The sequence below is a fragment of the Flavobacterium cryoconiti genome (assembly GCF_048158645.1).
In the GTDB taxonomy this organism is placed as follows: Bacteria; Bacteroidota; Bacteroidia; order Flavobacteriales; family Flavobacteriaceae; genus Flavobacterium; species Flavobacterium cryoconiti.
Window position 1 is genome coordinate 178,813 of sequence record NZ_JBLNKW010000008.1, and the last position, 20,775, is coordinate 199,587.

The window sequence follows — 20,775 nt, forward strand, 5'->3', positions numbered from 1 at the left end:
GAACCCATGTATAGTTTTTTTTCCAAGTTTTTATTTTTTTTGTTTCCATTTTGGATTGTTTTAATTCTTGATTTTTTGAGCAGGAATGGTCACGGGCGATTTTAGCGAAATCATATTTGATAATAATCTAAAAGCACCCGGGACACCTTCCGGTAATTCCCTGAAAAAACTTAAACCGGTATAAATATAATATCCTTTTCCGTAAGGAGCGACTAATAAAGCACCATCTTTTGGTGTTTCCCCTTTATCATTTGATGATAAAATAGGAGTAAAGGCTTTATCAAATTCATTAGGATAATACAATCCTTGTTCCTGTTTCCAGCCTTCAAAATCTTTTGAAGTGATTTTATTTGGGAAATTCATTATAGGATGATTTGGTGCTAAAAATCGAACTTCAGCATTTTCCTCGGTAACTCTGTCTCCAGAAATTTTTAGGGCGATAGGCGCTATGTTTGGGGTTACAAGATCATTTGGGTTATTGTATTGTACAATCATTGTTTTCCCTTCTTTGATAAAATCAAAAAGAATATTTTGTTTGTTTGCCAATAATTTAACTATATTATATGCTCGAACTCCAGTCATCACTACATCAAAATTAGCTAATTTTTCAGGAGTTATTTCTTCGGGTTTTAGCAGTGTTACTTTATAGCCCATTTGCGATAAGCTTTTTGGAACTTCATCGCCGGCTCCCATAATATAAGCAATGCGTTCTTCGTTCGTTTTTAAATCCAGTTTGATAAATTTTGCTTCGGCAGGTTTCAAAACTTGTTGCTTGGTAATATGATTGTAATCGATTATGATTTGGTCCTTATCATATTGTGTATTGTCAATGACAGCAATACTTTTGGCGACAGCTTCACTGGGCTGATTTGGTGGAGTAACCTCAAAATAAACGATTTGCTCCATTCCCTTTTTTTCTAAATTAAAAGGAATTATTTTTGGAGAAACCATCCAGTTACTTGGTAATTCCAGTTGTAAATTACCTTTTACGGCATCTTTTCCAGCTTTGATTTTTACTGCTACAGTTTTATTTTTGTTATCCTTAAAAAGGGCTACTTTATCCAGAATACTGGTGGTTATTTCAGGAACTATATCTAAATAATTATACATTTCGCCTTTTACGCCATCATTGTATTTATAGACAACGGTTCGCTCAAAAGGAATATCAATTCCATTGATTTGCATGTTAAAAACCACTTTTACTTCCCGAATGATATCAGGAATTCCAATGTTCTTTTGATCATCTACCGTGTACATTCCTACTGTTCCATTATCTTTTAACCAATACGGTTGTGTGTATGCTATTGTTGGCGGTAATTGTAAATCGAGGTTGATGTTTTTTAAAATATTAGTATTTAAAGCTGTATTTTGAGGCGTGTTTTTCTCTTCCGGTAAAGTGGTGACACTCATTAATTGTATCGGAATAATACTTCTATTTATTGCTTCAATTTTTAGTTTTACAATGCTACCGGGAGTTGCTTCCTGGTTTTGGGCAACTGCTTCAAGATACAATCCGGAACAAGCAGCAATAATTTCTTTTATTGCAGAAGATTTTAATGTGGTCCAATGCTTTTCGTCTAAAGATTGCATCATCGTATAGGCTTTCGCCAAATTTGGAATACTGGCCGAAGGATTTGTATAATCAAACTGAGAGGCGATGGTTGTCAATAATTCTCCGATAGGTTTCCCGCCTTTTACACGGTTCCAACTCGTGTCGATTCCTTCAAAAATTGAAGATTTATTTTTTAATGGTTCGCCATTTATAAATTCTAAATACTCGGTTTCCTCACCACGACTTCCGGTACTGCCAAAACCCTGAGATTGATGGCGACTGCGGCTTAAAGCGGCAATTTCCTGATTTGATTTTCCAATTGATGGGAAATAAGTGCCTATTTGCATCTCCATTAAATTTGATTTATCAGCGGCATCAAATTTTTCTTTGCTACCATAAAACCACCATGAGGTATTAAAAAACTGGCGTTTAGGTTGCCAAGGCTGCACTAATTTTAATTGTTCCGGAAAAATGGTTGGATTATTGGCTAAATCAAAACTTTCTACGCTCAACATTGCCGATGCAGTATGATGACCGTGCGTAGTTCCTGGAGAGCGATGATCAAATCGATTGATGATTACATCAGGTTGAAATTTTCGAATAGCCCAAACAATATCGGAAAGCACTTTTTGTTTGTCCCAAATTTCTAATGTTTCAGTTGGATTTTTAGAAAAACCAAAATCATTGGCACGGGAAAAAAATTGTTCGCCACCATCAATTTTTCTGGCTTCTATAAGTTCTTGAGTTCTTATTACTCCTAATAATTCGCGCAATTGCGGACCTATTAAATTTTGCCCGCCGTCACCGCGTGTTAGTGATAAGTAGCCAGTTCTTGCTTTAGTCTCATTTGATAAATAAGAAATCAAGCGGGTATTTTCATCATCAGGATGAGCGGCTATATAAAGTACTGAGCCTAAAAAATTAAGTTTTTGAATTTGATTATAAATTTCAACAGAATTTAATTTTTGAGGTTGTTGAGCGATTGCTATTTGAAAACAAAAAAGAAATAGTAGAACCGCTAGCAGGTGTTTTTTTTGCATTATTTTGAATTTAATTTGCAATAGCTTCAAATGTAGGAATTAAATAATTTTTTTTGAAATGTTTTGGGTTTTCTTTAAAATAAAAATTCGATTTAATAAAAAAAGAGAGAACCAAAATTGGTTCTCTCTTTTTTTATTATTTTTTTGATTACTTATAAAGTATTAATGTCTTCCGTGTCCATTACCATTTCCTCGTCCATTACCTTCATTCCCTCTTCGGTTATCGTTGTCTCTACGATTATCATGTTCTCTACGATCATCATTTCCTCTTCTGTTATCATAGTCTCTACGGTTATCATATTCTCTGCGATTATTGTTATAACCTACATTTCTTTGCTCATTACCGCGGTAACCTCTGTAATATCTAGATCTATCATTATTAAAGTTTCTGTAAGGTCTTGAGCCGTGATAATCATTTAAGACTACTTTGTATCCACCATACAAATCATAATTTCTATATTGTCTCGGTAAATATCTTGATCGAATCCATCTTCCATCACCAAAATAAATAAATTGTGTTGCTCTTACATCATAATAGGCTTCAACATCCGGTAAATAATAATACTCAGCTTCAGCATATCCTGAAGGACCCCAATCTGGTCGTGTACCAATGTTTAAACTTACTGAAACTTGTGCATGTATTGTACTAGATGCAAAAAGTATAATTCCTACGGCGATTAATTTTAATGTTCTCATTTTTCAAATATTTAATTAGTAATGATTTTATATTAACTCGTTTGTCAATACTTTTTAGTTAAGCCAACAACTGTGCCAATATAAGTTTTTTAACATTTAATTAAGATTTGATTGCTAAAAAAAAGAGAAGCTCTTAAGCTTCTCTTTTGATTCTATTTTTTAAATTTAATTATAGTAAAAGGATCAATAAAAGGATTATAATTATAATAGCTCCAACTGATAAATAAACACCGTTTCCAGTTGATCTTAACTCAGCGTTAATGGCTCGAACTTCTTTTCTAAGTGCTTTCTTCTCTGAAGATTTCATTGAAGATTTGTCCATTGCTTTTATTTCATCTAAACGAGAAAGCAACGTTTTAACATTTTCAGGAACTTCTTTTGTATTGCTTGTTACTGCAATTGGATTTTTTTCGGCAGCAATACTATTGGTTGGAATAACTGTTAATGATAGTACCATTATCATTAAATAAAAGGTAACTTTTTTCATCTTGTTTCTGTTTTTGATTAAACACTATTGTTCTTGTAAATATAAAAAATAATTAATAATAAATTTCATATAATTGAATGTCAAAATAATATTTTAAAAACTAAAAAGAAAGAATGTCGATAGTAATTTGCTTAAAATTAAAGGATTACTTTTAAATCATTTTATTAGAGCTTGTATGAAAAAAGAAAGTCCCAATTGGGACTCTCTTTTTGATTGTATGAATCAGTCTTAATGTTTCCCATTTCCATGGCCACCGTTTCCTTTTCCATTTCCTTTTTCATGACCACCATTTCCGCCACCGTGGTTTTCGTTACCTTCGTGGTTGCCATTATTACCGTTATTTTTATATGCTTTATTATTGTTATTCCCTCTTGAACCTATAGCTCTTTGAGGAGCACCATGATATCCTTTGTAATATTTTACTTTATGATTTTTAAAGTTACTGTAAGGTCTTGAACCATGGTAATCATTCAATACAACTTTGTATCCATTGTACAGATCATAATTTCTGTATTGTCCAGGTAAATATCTTGAACGGATCCATCTTCCTCCATTAAAATAAATAAACTGTGTTGCTCTTATGTCATAATAAGCTTCTACATCAGGTAAGTAATAATAATCTACATTAGAATATCCTGAGGGACCCCATGACGGAGCTGTACCTATATTTACATTTACTGAAACTTGTGCGTGTATCGAACTTGTTACTAAAAGGATTACTCCTGCCGCAATTAATTTTAATGTTTTCATTCTTTAAATATTTAATTAATAATTATTTTATATTCACTATTTAAGTCAATGCTTTTTGTGTAAATCCAACAACTGTGCCAGTTTAAAAGGGTTAACATATTATTGGGTTTTAGTTTTCATAAAAAAAGAGAAGTAATATAGCTTCTCTTTAAATTTTATTTTGAAAACCGGATTACAATAAAAGAATCAATAAAAGAATAACGATTATAATTGCACCAACTGATAGATAAACACCATTTCCTGTTGATCTTAACTCAGCATTAATGGCACGAACTTCTTTACGAAGGGCTTTTTTCTCTGATGATTTCATGGATGATTTGTCCATTGCTTTAATTTCATCTAAACGAGAAAGCATTGTTTTAACGTTTTCTGGAATTTCTTTTGTATTGCTTGTTACTGTAATTGGATTTTTTTCAGCAGCAAAAGTAGTGGTTGGAATTGCACTTAATGATAATACCATCATCATTAAATAAAAGGTAACTTTTTTCATCTTGTTTTTTTTAGGATTAGTTGATATGTTTTTTATTAATGTAAAGATAAAGCGAAACTGAAAGAAGGAACTTATAGAATTATTGTATTAAATTATATAATTCACACTTTAGAAATAGAAATATTTAATTTTTATAATTCCTTTTTAATTAGTGGGTTGTGTTTTTATTATTTATAAATAACAGTGCGAGGTTTTGCCAATTCAAAATCCTGAAAACCAAAATCAGTAGTCTCAAAAGAATTAGTTTTAAACACATTTTCTCCGATATCTGGAATTGATGGATAATAAGAAAGTGATATTTGGAAAGAACTAAATACTAAATAATCATTATTTATAATAAAACCAATCCCAATTTTTGAATATGCTTTACTTTCACCGAGTCTTTTTTGAGAATTTCCAAGCATAGCAATTGAATAGTTAAAATATGGATTTACCCGAAATCCCCACAAATCCCATGGTGAATAAGCTTGAGTTTGTAAAGTTAACACTGCTTTTTGGGTACCATATTCAGCACTTGTGAAACCAATTAGCCCATTATTTTCATTAATTGATAATTTATCTCCTATAGAATTTAACCTGTTTATCCCTAAAATAAGTTGAGGCTTAATAAACTGTCTTAATTTCCATTTTCCAATATCAATTAAATTAGTGAAATAATTTGCCTGAAAAGAAAAAGCAGTCTGGTTTGTGGTCGATTTATCAAAAAAAGAACCTAGTTCTATATTGGTACTTAAAAAGCCCCATTTGTAAAAATTCCCAAAAGCAGCTCGACAACCCAAATAGAATCGGCCAGTGTTATTTTTATATTGATACCCGCCGGTTATTCCATAAATTTTCCCAATGGGAACATCCTCTATAACTCCATTTTTAAAAATATATTTGTCTTCAACAAATAGTCGTGAAGTAACACCGATTCCAGCAAGAAAAAATTTCTCTCCAGAATAGAAATCGATTGGATCATATACTATTGTAGGACTTTCTATGTATTTTATATTTAAAAAGCGCCCTGATAAAATTAGATTTGTGGTTCTGTCTCCTTCAGTGTTTCCTTTAAAAATTTTAAAAGCGTGTCCCACCCATACATCTTGTGAATTGTATTTAAAATTTTGTTTGGCATATATTAAATTGGAATCCTGAAGTGTATCTTTTCTAAATTGCTGATCAATGTAAATCCCAGCGGCCCATTTTGTAAAAGGAGAATAAAATGGACGATCAATATTCACGCTTTTGCCATAATAATTATCTAAATCAATATGATAATTAAAAGTAGTTTTAATAAATGTATTCTTAATGTTGGGAATGCTATAAGTCAAACTATAAGCTTTTTTTCCATCGCTGAATCTGGTTTTATATTCATTGTCAATTTCATGGCCAGATCCCAAAAAGTTACGTTCATTCAATTCGAAAGTGGCTCTGGAATTAGAAACGGATCCTTTTGGAATAATGCTCCAAGTATCCAATACTCGAATATAAACATCAACTGAATCAGGATTGTTTTTAATTAATTGAGGCGTTATACTAACTCTGCTAACGAATCTTTGAGTCCTAATCAAACGTTCTGATTCTTTTACTAATAAGGAATCCAACGGTTCGTTTTCTCTTATGAGTAATAAATTTTGAATCGCCAGTCTATTGGTCTTAATGTGTATTCTATTTCCGCTTCTTTCTGCCCAATTTCGAGCTTCTTTAGTTGTATCAATTTCTGAAAATCCAAACGGATCAAGCGTTGTAATGTTTATATTTCTAATGGTTCTGCCTTCAAAAGCAAGGTATTTTTTGTGTATTACTTTTTTCTTTTTAGTTTTTACATTAACAGGTTCAAAAATTAAATGATGCAACATTTTAGTGAACTTTCTTTTTTTGGAATAGGTTTGAATATCCTTGTACACTTCAGAAGAATCTTTTTTGGGCTTATTTACTTGCGAAAAAGAAATCTGAAAGCAACAAAAAAGTAAAAAAATTAAAATCAGTTTTTGTTTTTGAAACATCTTAAAAAAAATTAGCTTTAAAAAATAGATTTTGAAATTTTAAGCAATTAATTTTCAGTACGATTTATATCATTTTCAGTGGTTGTTTCTGTAAACATTGGAACAGTAATATCCGTTTTGATTATGATTTTTTTTGGTGTTGTTTCTGAATCAAAAAGAGGCAATTTTATATTACGCCACGTATATGTTTTTGGTAAATCATCTCCCATTAAATAGCCCCAAGGTTCCAGCGATTCTATTCTGTCAAAAATCACTTTAAGAATGGCAATTATTGGAATGGCTAAAAACATTCCAGAAATTCCACAAAGCGCACCGCCTATAATAATCCCAATAATGGAAACGAATGCATTTATTTGAACTTTTGAACTAACAACTAACGGGACTAAAATATTATTGTCAATTAATTGTACAATTATATTTACTACAATGACACCAACAATAATAGATAAGTCGGGCGTGCCAGTTAGGGATGCTATAATGCTTAAAGCACCGGCAAATAATATTCCAACATAGGGTATTAGGTTTAATATTCCCGTAACAATTCCCAATAAAATAGCATATTTAACGTCTATTATCATGAATCCAATTGTTGTCAATAGGGAAACCAGAATCATTTCTATAATTAAACCAACAATATAACTTTTTACGGCTACTTTTATTTGAGAAAGAATATCCTGTAATTTAGGATGGTATTCTTTTTTTATCAATTTAGAAAAGAACAGCATAAAATGGGTTCTGTACAAAAGGATTAAAAAAGTATAAATGGGAATTAAAATAATGTTTAAGATTGTATCTGTAAAGGAAGCTAAGGTTGTACCGAGCAATTCTTTTCCTTTTTCCATAGAATCTTCCGTTGCAGTGTCAAGATATTCTTTTTGTTCTCTTGAACTTATATTGAAATGTTCCCTGATGTATTGCTGAATGTTATGAATGTGGATGGAAATATTTCTCTCGATTTTATTAAAATCATTAGCCATTTCACTAACCTGAATGGATAAAAATGCAAAAAGCCCAATAAAAAGTAAAATAAACAGCAAAACGGTTATCATAACTGCTATAACATGTGGAAAACGGAGTTTATGTCTTATAAAATGAGCAATTGGTCTTAGTATTATAGCAAATATAAAAGACAACAGAATTGGAATTAAAATTTCCTGACCAATATAAAAAATATAGCCAAAACTGATTAAGCTCAATAAAATCAGCGTAAGCTTTGCATAGAAAGGTAGTTTTATGATTTCGTTCATATTTTAGTTTTTTTAGATGTTAAAACTATTTCTAAATTTAACAAGTAAATATGATAGAATAAAAAATCTAAAGCGTTATAGATTTTTTTAAAATAGTTATATAATTTACACTTATAAAACTATAAATTTCGCAATAAAGTGAATAAGATAGAAGTGTTTAAAATAAAATTAATCTATGAATTCTTTATCATCAAAATGATTTTTCATAATTGAAATTCCTTTTTGCAGAAGCAAATTATTAGGAAAGATGACCATTTCTCCAGTATGAGTTCTTAAATAGACATGAAAAGCCCCAATATCTTCAATCTCAGCTTCAATAGGGAAATCTTTATCATGAATTTTTATTACATCACCAATTTTAAACGGAAAAGAAAAGAACAAAATAATACCAGATGTGATGTTGCTTAAAATAGACCATTGTGCAAACATGGCTACACCTACAACCGTTGTAATAGAGGAAAGTGCAATGAAAATATCTTTAGTTTGAACTCCCCAGATTATTATTAAAGCAGTTACTGTCAGAATATTAATTAATAAATGAATGTATTTGATAACTAAATTAGTTCGATGTTCAATAGTATGACTAGATTTAGCATAGCGTCTTACTAGTTTTGTAGAGATAATTCGCAATGAAATTAAAAAAACTAAAACAATTCCAGTTCCAATTAGTTCTCGTGTAAAATCATTTAAAAAAATCATATTTCCGGTTTTTATGCTAATTTACAAAAATATTCATAAACTTTATCGGTTGGCATACCCATAACATTGGCATAAGAGCCTTCAATTTTTGCAACACCTATAAAACCAATCCATTCCTGAATCCCATAAGCGCCCGCTTTGTCATATGGCTTGTAATTTTCAAGATAATAGAGAATGGCTTCATCACTTAATTCATTAAAAGTAACCTTAGTCAGTTCATTAAGAACTGTTGTAGCTGAAGTAGTTTTGAAACAAACTGAGGTAATTACTTCATGGGTAGTATTTGATAATGATTTTAGGATTTCAAAAGCATCTTGCTGATCTTTTGGTTTACCCAAAGCCTTATTATTATGCCAAACAATCGTATCACTTGTTATTAGGATATCTCCGGGTTGCAATTCCCCTTCAAAAGCGCTGGCTTTCAATTCAGCCAAATAATCAGTGATTGCTGCGGCTTTTAATTCCGGAGGATAAATTTCTTCGATTTCTTTTAACTTGATTTCAAAATCCAAATCTAAATCTTTGAAAAACTGTTGACGTCTTGGAGAACCTGAAGCAAGAATCAGGTTGTATTTTTTTAATTTATTTCTAAGCATTGTATTTCATATTTATGGTAATAATAACAATGGATACAATCCCGAAAAAGAGAATCCATTTTAGTAATAAGCTCAATTGAGAAAAGTCTTTTTTTGTTTTGGCATTCCAAATTTTAAAAGTAAAATAAAGAAGCGGTCCTAATACTGAAAGCATTAAATAAAGTGTGGCAAACTGCAACTGAAAAAGGTAATTGTTTATGTAAAAAAGAATAGCTAAAACTGGAATGAAACTTAACGCAAAAACTATTTTTGAAGTTCGGTTGATTCCTATTGCAATAGGTAATGTATTCATTCCTTGATTGTAATCGCCATTTACATCTTCTAAATCTTTTACTATTTCCCTAATGAAATTAAGAATAAATGTAAACAAAGCATAATCAAGAAGAATAGAGAAAATCACTGCCATTTCCCGTTGATTTCCTTCATAAATTGCAGGATATAAATCGAAAACCCCAATGATAATTACACTAAACGCAAGTAATAAAGCAACAATAACATTCCCAATGAGTATCATTTGTTTTAGACTTGTAGCGTAAAAATAAAGTGTTGCAGCTATCAGAATGAAAATTGAAGCAAAGCCAGGTTTTTCTATGACATTCGACAAATAAAAACCAATCCCAACACCAATGCAATTAAGTACAACATATATATTGTAAGCCTTTGCTTCAGATATACTTTTACCAACAATTACTTTATTGGGTTTGTTTATGGTATCCGTATCTTGGTCAAATATATTATTAATAACATATCCGCCGGCAGCAAGTAAAACTGTAGATAGGACTAATAATCCATATTGCCAGTCATTTAAAGACAAAGGAATATTCTGAAATTTAAAAAAACCGTACCTAAAAACAAGTTGCATAAAAGCAAGCATGAGTAGGTTTTGGTATCGAATGAGTTTTAAAAAGTTCAATTTAAGTTTATTTGTTTATGCGTTGATTTGATTAATCGTATATATCTAATCGTGTTTCCCATCAAAATGTGCCATCCATTTTCCTTGCGCTTTCATCACTTGTTCGATTACATCACGAGCGGCACCTTTCCCACCATTTTTATGTGAAATATACCTTGAAATTGCCTTAATTTCGGGGCTTGCATCTTGTGGACAAGCGGGTAATCCTACTAATTTCATAACGTGATAATCAGGAATATCATCTCCCATGTATAAAACATGTTCTGGCTTTATATTGTAAACATCAGTGTATTCATCAAATGTTTCCACTTTGTTTGGTGTCCCTAAATGAATGTCGGTTATCCCTAGATTTCTTAGTCGAACTCTGACACCTTCATTGCTTCCTCCCGAAATAATGCAAACATTATAACCGCTTTCTACTGCTGCTTTCATGGCGTAACCGTCACGAATATTCATTGTTCGCAGAATTTCTCCTTCATTGGTTACAAAAACGGAACTATCAGTAAGTACGCCATCTACGTCAAATATAAACGTAGTAATATCATTCATTATTTCTTTATAACTTTTTGCCATTATGTTGTATTGATTGTGTTAGTGTTTTATAAATTTTCAGATAATTTTCATTGGATAAAAAGGCTTCATGCGCTTCAATAGTAGCCGTATCATTGCGTTTTGCAGGTCCAGTTTGCGCTTCCTCTGGCGAAAGCACCATTATCTTCTGGGCAGTTTCGGCAATAAGAGGTTTTAAAATTTCAAATGGAACCTGATGTTCCTGGCAAATTTCATTTCCTATTTGGTACAAATGATTGGTAAAATTATTGACAAAAACTGCTGCAACATGCAATGCTTTTCGTTGTTCCGAATTGATAGCGAAAACTTTGTCGGAAATTGCTTTTGCCACTTTATCCAATAATTGAAAATCAGTTGCATTTTCGCTTTCTAAACAAATTGGGATGCTTTTAAAATCAACGGCTTTGTTTTTAGTGAATGTTTGCAAGGGATAAAAAACGCCTTTTCTATTATTGTCATTCAAAGTATTCAAGGAAACACTCCCAGAAGTATGAACCACCAAACGATTTTTGAATGGAAGTTGTGAAGAAACCTCGGCAATCGCATCATCCGAAACGGCTATGATGTACAGATCAGCTTCTACCAAAGTATCCCAATTATCAGTGATTTTATCATAATCAAGTACCAGCGACAAATTCGCGGGCTGCCTTGAAAAGACTTGAACCAATTCGATTTCTGATCCCAAATTTTGGGAATCCTGAAATGCTGCAATCAAATGTTGCGCTACATTTCCAGAGCCAATAATTATTACTTTAATCATTTGACAAAATTAGCAAAAAAATATTAAGAGTTTTATTCGAATTTGGGATCGCTTATAAACCTAAATTAGCAATGAAATATGCTTTTTTAACAAAAAACAGAAAGGCTTAATTTTGGATTAAATTAACAATTGTACGAATATAGAAGTCAACATTTTTAAGTACTTTTGTCGCACTTTAATAAAACGTAATCCCTTACAAATGATTAAAAAAATATCCTCTATTTTGTTTTCTACTCGATTAATGGCCATGCTTTTCTTAACATTTGCAATCGCAATGGGTACCGGAACTTTTATCGAAAGTAAATACAACACTGATACTGCTAAAATTTGGGTTTATAATGCTTGGTGGTTTGAAGCTATAATGGTGTTTTTCATGATTAATTTCATTGGAAATATTAAAAGATACCAATTGTTGAAAAAAGAAAAATGGGCTACATTATTGCTTCATTTGGCTTTCGTATTTATCCTTTTAGGAGCTTTCGTAACTCGATATATCAGTTATGAAGGAATGATGCCCATCCGTGAAGGCGCAGCAGAAAATCAAGTTTTTTCAGATAAAACCTTTCTTACTGTTTTTGTTGACGGTGATTACAAAGGGGAAATGAAACGTAGAGTTTTTGAAAAACCATTGTTGCTTTCGCCTGTTACCAATAATGATTTTACCATTTCAGATAAATTTGCCAACACTAATTTTGAAGTAAAATACAAAAACTTCATTATGGGTGCTACTGAATATATAAAACCGGATCCTAAAGGTTCTCTATATTTTAAAATTGTAGAAGCCGGTGATGGCGGACGTCATGAACACATGCTGAAAGAAGGTGAAATACAAAATATCCATAACGTTTTATTTTCACTGAATAAATATACTGAGGGTGCAATAAACATCACTATTACCGGCAATACCAGCACTATCCAAACGCCATTTGAAGGTAATTTTATGCGTATGATTGATAAAATGCAAGGGAAAGTAACTAAAGGTGATGCGCAGCCATTAATGATGCGTTCTTTATATACTATTGGTGAAATGCGATTTGTATTTCCTGATCCAGCAGTTAAAGGGGTAATAGATTATCAATCTAAAAATGATTTCAAAGCTAAGAATCATGAAGATGCTTTGGTTTTAAGTGTTACGGCTGACGGAAAAGTAAATGAAGTGACAATTTTAGGTTCCAAAGGTAAAATAGGCGAATCTAAAACAGTAAAAATAGGGAATATAGATTATACTTTGTTTTATGGAAGTAAAGCTTACGTTTTGCCATTCAAGATAAAACTGAATAAATTTATTGCCAAGAAGTATCCAGGAACAGAAAAAAGTTATTCTTCGTTTGAAAGTAAAGTTACAGTTCAAGATTCCACAAATTCATTTGATGCCCGAATTTATATGAATCATGTTCTAGACTACAAGCAGTTTCGCTTTTTTCAATCTTCATTCGATCCTGACGAAAAGGGAACAGTTTTATCTGTAAATCATGATTTTTGGGGTACAGCCATTACTTATGCGGGTTATTTTATGTTGTTTTTTGCCATGATGTCAATTATGTTTACCAAATATTCTCGTTTTGCTGATTTGAAAAGAAAACTGGAAGTAGTGAAAACTAAAAAAGAAATGCTAATTACGATCTTAGTTTTGATGCTTAGTTTTAATAGTTTTGCCCAAGGTCATGATGAACATCAACACCAAGCTCCAAGTGAAAAACAAATTGATTCTTTATTAAATAAATACAAAGTTCCTGAAGATCATGCAGCTAAATTTGGACGATTAATTATTCAGGATGCTGGAGGAAGAATGAAACCGGTTAATACTTTTTCATCTGAATTGCTTCGAAAAGTAAGTCATATGGAAACCTATAAGGGCATGAATTCTGATCAGGTATTATTGTCGATGACACAATATGCTAAAGTTTGGATTGAAGTTCCTATTATCTATATTAAAGCAGGAAATGATAGTATTCGTAAGATTATAGGAATTGATAAGGAAGCACAATACGCTCCTTTTATCTCTTTTTTCGATGAGAAAGGAAATTATAAACTGTCTCCTTATTTGGATGACGCCTTCAAAACTGCAAATCCAGATCAATTTCAAAAGGATTTTATAGAGACGGACAAGAAAGTAAATCTAATGGAATCAGCTTTGAGTGGAAGAATCCTTAAGATTTTCCCTATTCCGAATAATGCGAATAACAAATGGATTTCCTATTTAGAATTGAATGAATCTGGAATGAAAGGAATGGATGCTACTTATACTAAAAGTGTATTGCCATTATATTTTGGAACTTTAAACGCTGCAGCTGATACTAAAGATTATAAAACGGCAAATGAGCTATTAGAAAGTATAAACGGTTTTCAGAAAAAATTTGGAGCTAAAGTAAGACCAAGTGAAGATAAAATTTCATTGGAAATCTTGTATAATAAATCCGATATTTTCAAGAATCTTTTTATGGCTTATTTTACAATTGGCTGTTTAATGCTTGTGTTTACGATTCTTAATATCATTTTCGAAAAAAAGACCTTACGTATTGTAATTAATTCCTTTCATGTAATCATTGGGATATTATTTGGGTTGCATACTATTGGGTTAATAGCCAGATGGTTTATCTCTGGTCACGCACCTTGGAGTAATGCTTATGAATCGATTATATATGTGGCTTGGGCGACGATGTTTTTTGGTTTAGCTTTTGACAGAAAATCAAAACTTACTGTTGCTGCTTCGGCCTTTGTAACTTCTATGATTTTGTTTGCGGCTTTTATGAACTGGATTGATCCTGAAATAGCTAATTTACAACCCGTTCTTAATTCATATTGGTTGATGATTCACGTAGCGGTAATTGTTGCGAGTTATGGTCCATTTGCATTAGGAATGATTTTAGGAACTGTTTCTCTTCTGTTGATTTTGTTTACCAATGAAAAAAACAAAGTTAAGATGGATTTGAATATTCAGGAAATCACCTATATCAACGAAATGGCTTTGACTATAGGTTTAATCATGCTTACCATTGGAAACTTCCTTGGAGGACAATGGGCTAATGAAAGCTGGGGTCGTTACTGGGGATGGGATCCAAAAGAAACTTGGGCCTTAATCAGTATTATGGTTTACGCTTTTGTGATTCATGCCAGATTTGTTCCTTCTTTAAGAGGTAAATGGATTTTTAACCTGATGAGTATGTTTGCTTTTGTATCCATTTTGTTTACATATTATGGCGTTAATTTTCACTTGGTAGGATTGCATTCGTACGCAAGTGGTGAAGCTAAGTCATTGAGTTGGATTTGGATTTCTTTAGGAGCAATTGCTTTATTTGGAGCTATTTCCTATCCAAAATACAGAAAGTATTATAAAAAATAAGAATTGGATTAATTACATAAAAAAAGGTTCAACAATAAAGTTGAACCTTTTTTTTATTCGTTAAATTCGACTTTTACCATTTTATAATATTCTAATGGTGAAACACCCGATATCTCTTTAAAACTAGTAAAAAATGGATTGTATGAAGTAAATCCAACCTTTTTTGACAAGGAGTCTAAGGTATTGTTTTTTAAATAGTTTAATTCGATATGCTTTATGGCATCGTGAATTCGGATTACTTTTTTATACTCAGAAAAGGAAATTGTTGAATGGTATTTAAATATATAAGAAATATGACTTTTTGGGATATTCAGTTTGTTAGAAAAATCAGTAAGTGTCATTTTTGAGTCTCTAAAAGTTTCATATTCAAAAGATAATTTTTCAATATGATCTATATATATTAGAATATTTTTGTCTATTTTTTCTTTTAAAATACTATGTTGACTATTATTTAAATTGATATTAGGAGCTATTTTCCAAATTTCATTTAGAACTAAATCAGTTTTTTTATTTTCATTTATTTTCTTGTTAAGCGCATTGTAACCATATAATATTTCTGGCGTAATTAGTATTTTTATTAAAATTAATAACCAAATACAAGAAGATATCCATTGGTAATTAAATCCTTTCATACTTTGATTGTAATATAAATCTATAAAAAGAGCTGTAATAAGTCTAATTGATATCAATACAAGTGCAATAAGTAAAAAGGAGGCCCAATTATTAATCACTTTATTTTGTTTCATAATTACTTTTACTACACCTTTTTTTGACCAAATATTGTTTTTTAATATTCGATATGACAGTACATTATAAAACACAACAAATGAAATAAAGACGGCATATAGAAAAAGTTTTAAACCTGGTATTGGAAAACTTTGAGTATTAAGTATAATTCCTAATATGGAAAAAGACAATGGGAATATAAAATGATATAACTCCATAGTATTAAATGCTTTTTCATTTGCAAATAAATTTTTGAAATACAAATAACAAAGTGGGATTACAACGGATGAAAAGTTTGAATAGGTAAAGTAGATGTTTTTAAAAGAGGAGTCTGATACAAAATAGGTCAATCCATTTAAGAAAAACCGTAAAGACATTATGATTATCAGTAAGACTATATAAAAATTCATAATCTTATTTGATTCGTAATTATTGTAAATTAAGGTAATGGTCAGTAAACCAATAAGGCCAGTAATGATGAAAAGTAAATTTGTCAGCATTTTAAATATTTAATTTTAATGTTCTAAAAATAGATAATTTATATAGGAATATCTAATTATTTTAAAACTATATATTTTAAGAATGGCAGATGAAATACCTCCTGATTTTTGTGTTCATAGGTATAAAAAAGAGTCTTTAAACTACTTATTTTCAGTTTTTAGTTACTAAAAACTGAAAAACTGTTACTGATTATGGTTATTATCAGCTATTTCTATTTTTATCGATAAACGACAAATAATATAGCTTAAATTTGATAAAAATAATTTTTATGAGGTATTTACTGATATTTTTTACTATAACTTTTCATGGTCAAGTATTGCATCACCAAATGCTTTCTTCACAAGGAATCTCTAAAAAAATGCCAGACGGTTTGATCGTAACACAGACTATTGGTCAACAAAGCCTTATAGGCACTTCTAGTAACAAGTTTGTGGTTATGCAGGGATTTCAGCAAAGTGTTTGGGGCAAATATATTTCTTCTAATTTATTAGACGATATCAAGACGACAACTTACCCAAATCCATTTATTGAAACTGTTAGTTTTGAATTTTCAAAACCAATTAACCAATTAATAAACATAAATGTTTTTGATATAAGTGGACATTTGGTTTTTGAACAGAAGATTAAACCCAATAATACTATTTTGACTATTCATTTACCGTCACTACCCAGTTCAGAATATTTAGTTAGATTAAATACTGATAACTTCAATTATTATACTAAAATTATAAAACGATGATAAAAAACTACTTTCCACTTACTATTTTGATTACTGCACATAATTATTTTTTCGATAAAATTATCTCAACTAGAAATTAATTTCTGGAAATCGTATTAATAATAAATAAGATTTGGAGTGTAGTTTCACATTTTTCTTTTGTTTTAATTCTTGACATTTTATGTACAAGTTTGGAATACCTAAAAAACAATTAAGGAAAGTTATTATTCAATACCAATCAACTTTATCACGGCATTCATTTTAACAATAATTCATTTAAATTATGAAAAAAATAATTTTACTTTTTATATTTTTTTTAGGTGCTAAAAGTTTTGCACAAACTAATGGGATTACCTATCAAGCTGTAATTTTAAATCCTAATGAGAAACAAGTACCTGATGTAAACTCAAATACACCACTTGTTAGTAAGGATGTTTGTATGTTGTTTAAATTCTATGATGAATATTCAAAATTAGAATATCAAGAAGTTATTCAAACGAAAACAGATCAATACGGTATGGTCAATTTAATCATAGGCACCGGATCACAAACAGATGGTTATGCAACTTCTTTTGAAACAATTTTATGGGATTCCATGAAAAAAAGTTTAGTAGTTGGTATAAGTACAAATGGAAATTGTTCTTCATTTACAGAAATAAGCAATCAACCATTTACTTATGTTCCTTTTGCCTATTCATCAATAAATGCCACTAATGTTGTAGGAGTTGTTTCCATTGAAAATGGTGGTACAAATGCAACGACCCTTCTGGATGCAAGAAAGAATTTGGCTATTGAAAATATTGATAATACAAGTGATTTAAATAAACCTCTTAGTTTAGCAGAGCTAAATGCATTAAGTTCAAAAGAAAATAGTTCAAATAAAAGTACAAATGTTATTATTGATGGTGGCTCTGATGTAAAATATCCAAGTGTAAAATCAGTAAAAGAATATGTAGATGCTAATGCTTCAACAAATAATTTAGCTTTAGAATCGGAAATCTCACGTGCTAAATATGCAGAAGGCGTTTTGGCAACAGATTTATTATCCGAAACTAAGGCAAGAACGAACGCTGATACAACATTAACATCAGATTTAGCTACAGAAATAAATCGCGCCACAACTGTAGAAGGAACCTTGGAAACTGATTTAGCTTCCGAAACTACGGCAAGAACAAATGCCGATACAGCATTAACATCCGATTTGGCAACAGAAATAACTCGTGCTATAACTGCGGAAGGAGTTTTATTAACTGATTTAACTTCCGAAACTACAGCAAGAACGAATGCTGATGCAACATTAACATCAGATTTGGCAACAGAAGTAACTCGTGCCACAACTGCAGAAGTAACTTTAGGAACTGATTTAGCATCCGAAACCACATCAAGAACGAATGCTGATACAACATTAACATCTGATTTGGCAACAGAAGTAACTCGTGCTACAACAGCGGAAGGAACTTTGGCTAGCGATTTAGCATCCGAAACTACAACAAGAACAAATGCTGATACAACATTAACATCTGATTTGGCAACAGAAGTAACTCGTGCTACAACAGCGGAAGGAACTTTAGGAACTGATTTAGCATCCGAAACTACAGCAAGAACAAATGCTGATACAACGTTAACATCTGATTTGGCTACAGAAACAACTCGCGCCACAACAGCGGAAGGCATTTTGGGAACTGATTTAGCTTCCGAAACTACGGCTAGAACAAACGCCGATACAACATTAACATCTGATTTGGCAACAGAAGTAACTCGTGCTACAACAGCAGAAGGAACTTTGGCTAGCGATTTAACATCAGAAACTACAGTAAGAACAAATGCCGATACAACATTAACATCTGATTTGGCAACAGAAGTAACTCGTGCCACAACTGCTGAAAATACTTTGTCAACTGATTTAGCATCCGAAACTACAGCAAGAACAAATGCTGATACAACATTAACATCTGATTTGGCAACAGAAGTAACTCGTGCTACAACAGCGGAAGGAACTTTAGGAACTGATTTAGCATCCGAAACTACAGCAAGAACAAATGCCGATACAACATTAACATCAGATTTGGCTACAGAAACAACTCGTGCCACAACTGCTGAAAATACTTTGTCAACTGATTTAGCATCCGAAACTACAGCAAGAACAAATGCTGATACAACATTAACATCTGATTTGGCAACAGAAGTAACTCGTGCTACAACAGCGGAAGGAACTTTAGGAACTGATTTAGCATCCGAAACTACAGCAAGAACAAATGCCGATACAACATTAACATCAGATTTGGCTACAGAAACAACTCGTGCCACAACTGCTGAAAATACTTTGTCAACTGATTTAGCATCCGAAACTACAGCAAGAACAAATGCTGATACAACATTAACATCTGATTTGGCTACAGAAACAACTCGTGCTACAACAGCGGAAGGCATTTTGGGAACTGATTTAGCTTCCGAAACTACGGCTAGAACAAACGCCGATACAACATTAACATCTGATTTGGCAACAGAAGTAACTCGTGCTACAACAGCAGAAGGAACTTTGGCTAGCGATTTAACATCAGAAACTACAGTAAGAACAAATGCCGATACAACATTAACATCTGATTTGGCAACAGAAGTAACTCGTGCCACAACTGCTGAAAATACTTTGTCAACTGATTTAGCATCCGAAACTACAGCAAGAACAAATGCTGATACAACATTAACATCTGATTTGGCAACAGAAGTAACTCGTGCTACAACAGCGGAAGGAACTTTAGGAACTGATTTAGCATCCGAAACTACTCGTGCTACGACCGCTGAATCAACAAAAGAAGATTCCGAAAACAAGAGTACTGATGGAACATTTGCTTCTGATTCAGACGTTAAATTTCCAACAGAGAAAGCTACAAAAACCTATTTGACTAATAATTTTGTTGATTTAACAACTAATCAAACTATTGCCGGGACTAAATTTTTTAGCTCTGATGCAACTATTAACGGAGTTACTGTTGGTAGAGGAAAGTTTAATGAAAACTCAAATACTGCAATTGGATTAGGAGCTTTAGAAAGTAATGCTGGCTATGCAAATACGGGGATTGGTAGAGGAGCTTTAGCTGCAAATGTTGACGGTAGTGGAAACACTGCGTTAGGATATGTTGCATTATCTAATAATAGCTCAGGTACAGATAATGTATCTATAGGAAGTAGTACTTTATTAACAAATAGCTCAGGTTCAGAAAATACTGCTATAGGAATCCGAGCTGATGTTGCTTCTGATGGAATTACAAATTCTGTTGCTATTGGAGCTAATGCAATTGTCACAGCATCGAATACGATACAATTGGGTTCTGATGGAACGGGTTCACATAGTGCCATCACAGATGTTAAAACAAGTGGTAGTTTAACTGCTGCAGGATACAAAATTCCAAGCGGTACATCTTCTCAATTTTTAATGGCTGATGGAACTATTTCAACAGGCACTGCTGAAGTTAGAGAAATGGCGGATGAATTTAGTGCAGTTATTTCGCAAACAGAATTTACTTTAAATCAAGCTCCATCAGCCAATAGTAAAGTAAAAATGTATGTAAATGGTATTCGAATTAGTAATTCGGCTTATAGTGTAAGTGGAACTACATTAACTTATATTCCTGCTAATAACGGTTCCTATATATTATCTGTAAACGATAGAATTCAGTTTGATTATTTTTATTAATAGTA

Annotated in this window: 16 protein-coding genes; 3 read left to right on the forward strand and 13 right to left on the reverse strand. The window is 31.8% G+C overall.

Annotated features, from left to right (window positions below):
- Positions 1 to 60: 60 nt before the first annotated feature.
- The 12 genes from ACM55H_RS12970 to ACM55H_RS13025 all read right to left on the reverse strand — a co-directional run bounded on the left by ACM55H_RS12970 (position 61) and on the right by ACM55H_RS13025 (position 11,788).
- On the reverse strand, positions 61 to 2,592 hold the full coding sequence (locus ACM55H_RS12970; protein WP_416836885.1) for a PIG-L family deacetylase: 2,532 nt from the start codon (positions 2,590 to 2,592) through the stop codon (positions 61 to 63).
- Positions 2,593 to 2,754: 162 nt separating this feature from the next.
- On the reverse strand, positions 2,755 to 3,288 hold the full coding sequence (locus tag ACM55H_RS12975) for a hypothetical protein (protein ID WP_416836886.1): 534 nt from the start codon (positions 3,286 to 3,288) through the stop codon (positions 2,755 to 2,757).
- Positions 3,289 to 3,457: 169 nt separating this feature from the next.
- Entirely contained in the window at positions 3,458 to 3,775 is a 318-nt protein-coding gene (locus ACM55H_RS12980; protein WP_039110683.1) for a hypothetical protein, read from the reverse strand.
- 228 nt (positions 3,776 to 4,003) lie between these two features.
- A complete protein-coding gene (locus ACM55H_RS12985) occupies positions 4,004 to 4,525 on the reverse strand; it encodes a hypothetical protein (RefSeq protein WP_416836887.1) in 522 nt (173 codons plus the stop codon).
- Between the two features lie 172 nt (positions 4,526 to 4,697).
- Positions 4,698 to 5,015, reverse strand: a complete 318-nt coding sequence (locus ACM55H_RS12990) for a hypothetical protein (protein WP_416836888.1) — start codon at positions 5,013 to 5,015, stop codon at positions 4,698 to 4,700.
- Positions 5,016 to 5,182: 167 nt separating this feature from the next.
- On the reverse strand, positions 5,183 to 6,904 hold the full coding sequence (locus ACM55H_RS12995; RefSeq protein WP_416836889.1) for a BamA/TamA family outer membrane protein: 1,722 nt from the start codon (positions 6,902 to 6,904) through the stop codon (positions 5,183 to 5,185).
- Between the two features lie 146 nt (positions 6,905 to 7,050).
- Positions 7,051 to 8,250: an AI-2E family transporter gene (locus tag ACM55H_RS13000; RefSeq protein WP_416836890.1), complete on the reverse strand. Its 1,200-nt coding sequence runs from the start codon at positions 8,248 to 8,250 to the stop codon at positions 7,051 to 7,053.
- A gap of 168 nt (positions 8,251 to 8,418) precedes the next feature.
- Entirely contained in the window at positions 8,419 to 8,949 is a 531-nt protein-coding gene (locus ACM55H_RS13005) for a mechanosensitive ion channel domain-containing protein (protein ID WP_416836891.1), read from the reverse strand.
- A gap of 11 nt (positions 8,950 to 8,960) precedes the next feature.
- The gene (locus ACM55H_RS13010) at positions 8,961 to 9,545 is read right to left on the reverse strand and encodes a Maf-like protein (protein WP_416836892.1); all 585 of its coding nucleotides are present in this window, start codon (positions 9,543 to 9,545) and stop codon (positions 8,961 to 8,963) included.
- Positions 9,538 to 10,458, reverse strand: a complete 921-nt coding sequence (locus ACM55H_RS13015; protein ID WP_416836893.1) for a geranylgeranylglycerol-phosphate geranylgeranyltransferase — start codon at positions 10,456 to 10,458, stop codon at positions 9,538 to 9,540. The genes ACM55H_RS13010 and ACM55H_RS13015 overlap by 8 nt, the downstream gene beginning before the upstream one ends.
- Positions 10,459 to 10,503: 45 nt before the next feature.
- A complete protein-coding gene (locus ACM55H_RS13020) occupies positions 10,504 to 11,031 on the reverse strand; it encodes a KdsC family phosphatase (RefSeq protein WP_416836894.1) in 528 nt (175 codons plus the stop codon).
- On the reverse strand, positions 11,015 to 11,788 hold the full coding sequence (locus ACM55H_RS13025; protein WP_416836895.1) for a Rossmann-like and DUF2520 domain-containing protein: 774 nt from the start codon (positions 11,786 to 11,788) through the stop codon (positions 11,015 to 11,017). Before ACM55H_RS13025 ends, ACM55H_RS13020 begins: the two co-directional genes overlap by 17 nt.
- A gap of 199 nt (positions 11,789 to 11,987) precedes the next feature.
- Here ACM55H_RS13025 and ACM55H_RS13030 point away from each other — a divergent pair, with 199 nt between their 5' ends.
- Positions 11,988 to 15,131 (forward strand): cytochrome c biogenesis protein, encoded by a 3,144-nt coding sequence (locus tag ACM55H_RS13030; protein ID WP_416836896.1) that lies wholly within the window; start codon positions 11,988 to 11,990, stop codon positions 15,129 to 15,131.
- Between the two features lie 53 nt (positions 15,132 to 15,184).
- Here the strand turns inward: ACM55H_RS13030 and ACM55H_RS13035 are convergent, their stop codons facing one another.
- The gene (locus tag ACM55H_RS13035; protein ID WP_416836897.1) at positions 15,185 to 16,357 is read right to left on the reverse strand and encodes a helix-turn-helix domain-containing protein; all 1,173 of its coding nucleotides are present in this window, start codon (positions 16,355 to 16,357) and stop codon (positions 15,185 to 15,187) included.
- A 269-nt stretch (positions 16,358 to 16,626) separates the two neighbouring features.
- Between ACM55H_RS13035 and ACM55H_RS13040 the strand changes: the two genes are divergently transcribed.
- Both ACM55H_RS13040 and ACM55H_RS13045 read left to right on the forward strand, forming a co-directional pair.
- Positions 16,627 to 17,097 (forward strand): T9SS type A sorting domain-containing protein, encoded by a 471-nt coding sequence (locus ACM55H_RS13040; RefSeq protein WP_416836898.1) that lies wholly within the window; start codon positions 16,627 to 16,629, stop codon positions 17,095 to 17,097.
- A 262-nt stretch (positions 17,098 to 17,359) separates the two neighbouring features.
- The gene (locus ACM55H_RS13045; protein WP_416836899.1) at positions 17,360 to 20,770 is read left to right on the forward strand and encodes a beta strand repeat-containing protein; all 3,411 of its coding nucleotides are present in this window, start codon (positions 17,360 to 17,362) and stop codon (positions 20,768 to 20,770) included.
- Positions 20,771 to 20,775 lie beyond the last annotated feature (5 nt).

Coding starts and splice junctions, on each gene's coding strand:
- ACM55H_RS13005 (WP_416836891.1), bottom strand. CDS start 8,949: ATGATTTTTTTAAATGATTTTACACGAGAACTAATTGGAACTGGAATT.
- ACM55H_RS13010 (WP_416836892.1), bottom strand. CDS start 9,545: ATGCTTAGAAATAAATTAAAAAAATACAACCTGATTCTTGCTTCAGGT.
- ACM55H_RS12985 (WP_416836887.1), bottom strand. CDS start 4,525: ATGAAAACATTAAAATTAATTGCGGCAGGAGTAATCCTTTTAGTAACA.
- ACM55H_RS13025 (WP_416836895.1), bottom strand. CDS start 11,788: ATGATTAAAGTAATAATTATTGGCTCTGGAAATGTAGCGCAACATTTG.
- ACM55H_RS13030 (WP_416836896.1), top strand. CDS start 11,988: ATGATTAAAAAAATATCCTCTATTTTGTTTTCTACTCGATTAATGGCC.
- ACM55H_RS12980 (WP_039110683.1), bottom strand. CDS start 3,775: ATGAAAAAAGTTACCTTTTATTTAATGATAATGGTACTATCATTAACA.
- ACM55H_RS13045 (WP_416836899.1), top strand. CDS start 17,360: ATGAAAAAAATAATTTTACTTTTTATATTTTTTTTAGGTGCTAAAAGT.
- ACM55H_RS13020 (WP_416836894.1), bottom strand. CDS start 11,031: ATGGCAAAAAGTTATAAAGAAATAATGAATGATATTACTACGTTTATA.
- ACM55H_RS13035 (WP_416836897.1), bottom strand. CDS start 16,357: ATGCTGACAAATTTACTTTTCATCATTACTGGCCTTATTGGTTTACTG.
- ACM55H_RS13000 (WP_416836890.1), bottom strand. CDS start 8,250: ATGAACGAAATCATAAAACTACCTTTCTATGCAAAGCTTACGCTGATT.
- ACM55H_RS13040 (WP_416836898.1), top strand. CDS start 16,627: ATGAGGTATTTACTGATATTTTTTACTATAACTTTTCATGGTCAAGTA.
- ACM55H_RS12975 (WP_416836886.1), bottom strand. CDS start 3,288: ATGAGAACATTAAAATTAATCGCCGTAGGAATTATACTTTTTGCATCT.
- ACM55H_RS12970 (WP_416836885.1), bottom strand. CDS start 2,592: ATGCAAAAAAAACACCTGCTAGCGGTTCTACTATTTCTTTTTTGTTTT.
- ACM55H_RS12990 (WP_416836888.1), bottom strand. CDS start 5,015: ATGAAAAAAGTTACCTTTTATTTAATGATGATGGTATTATCATTAAGT.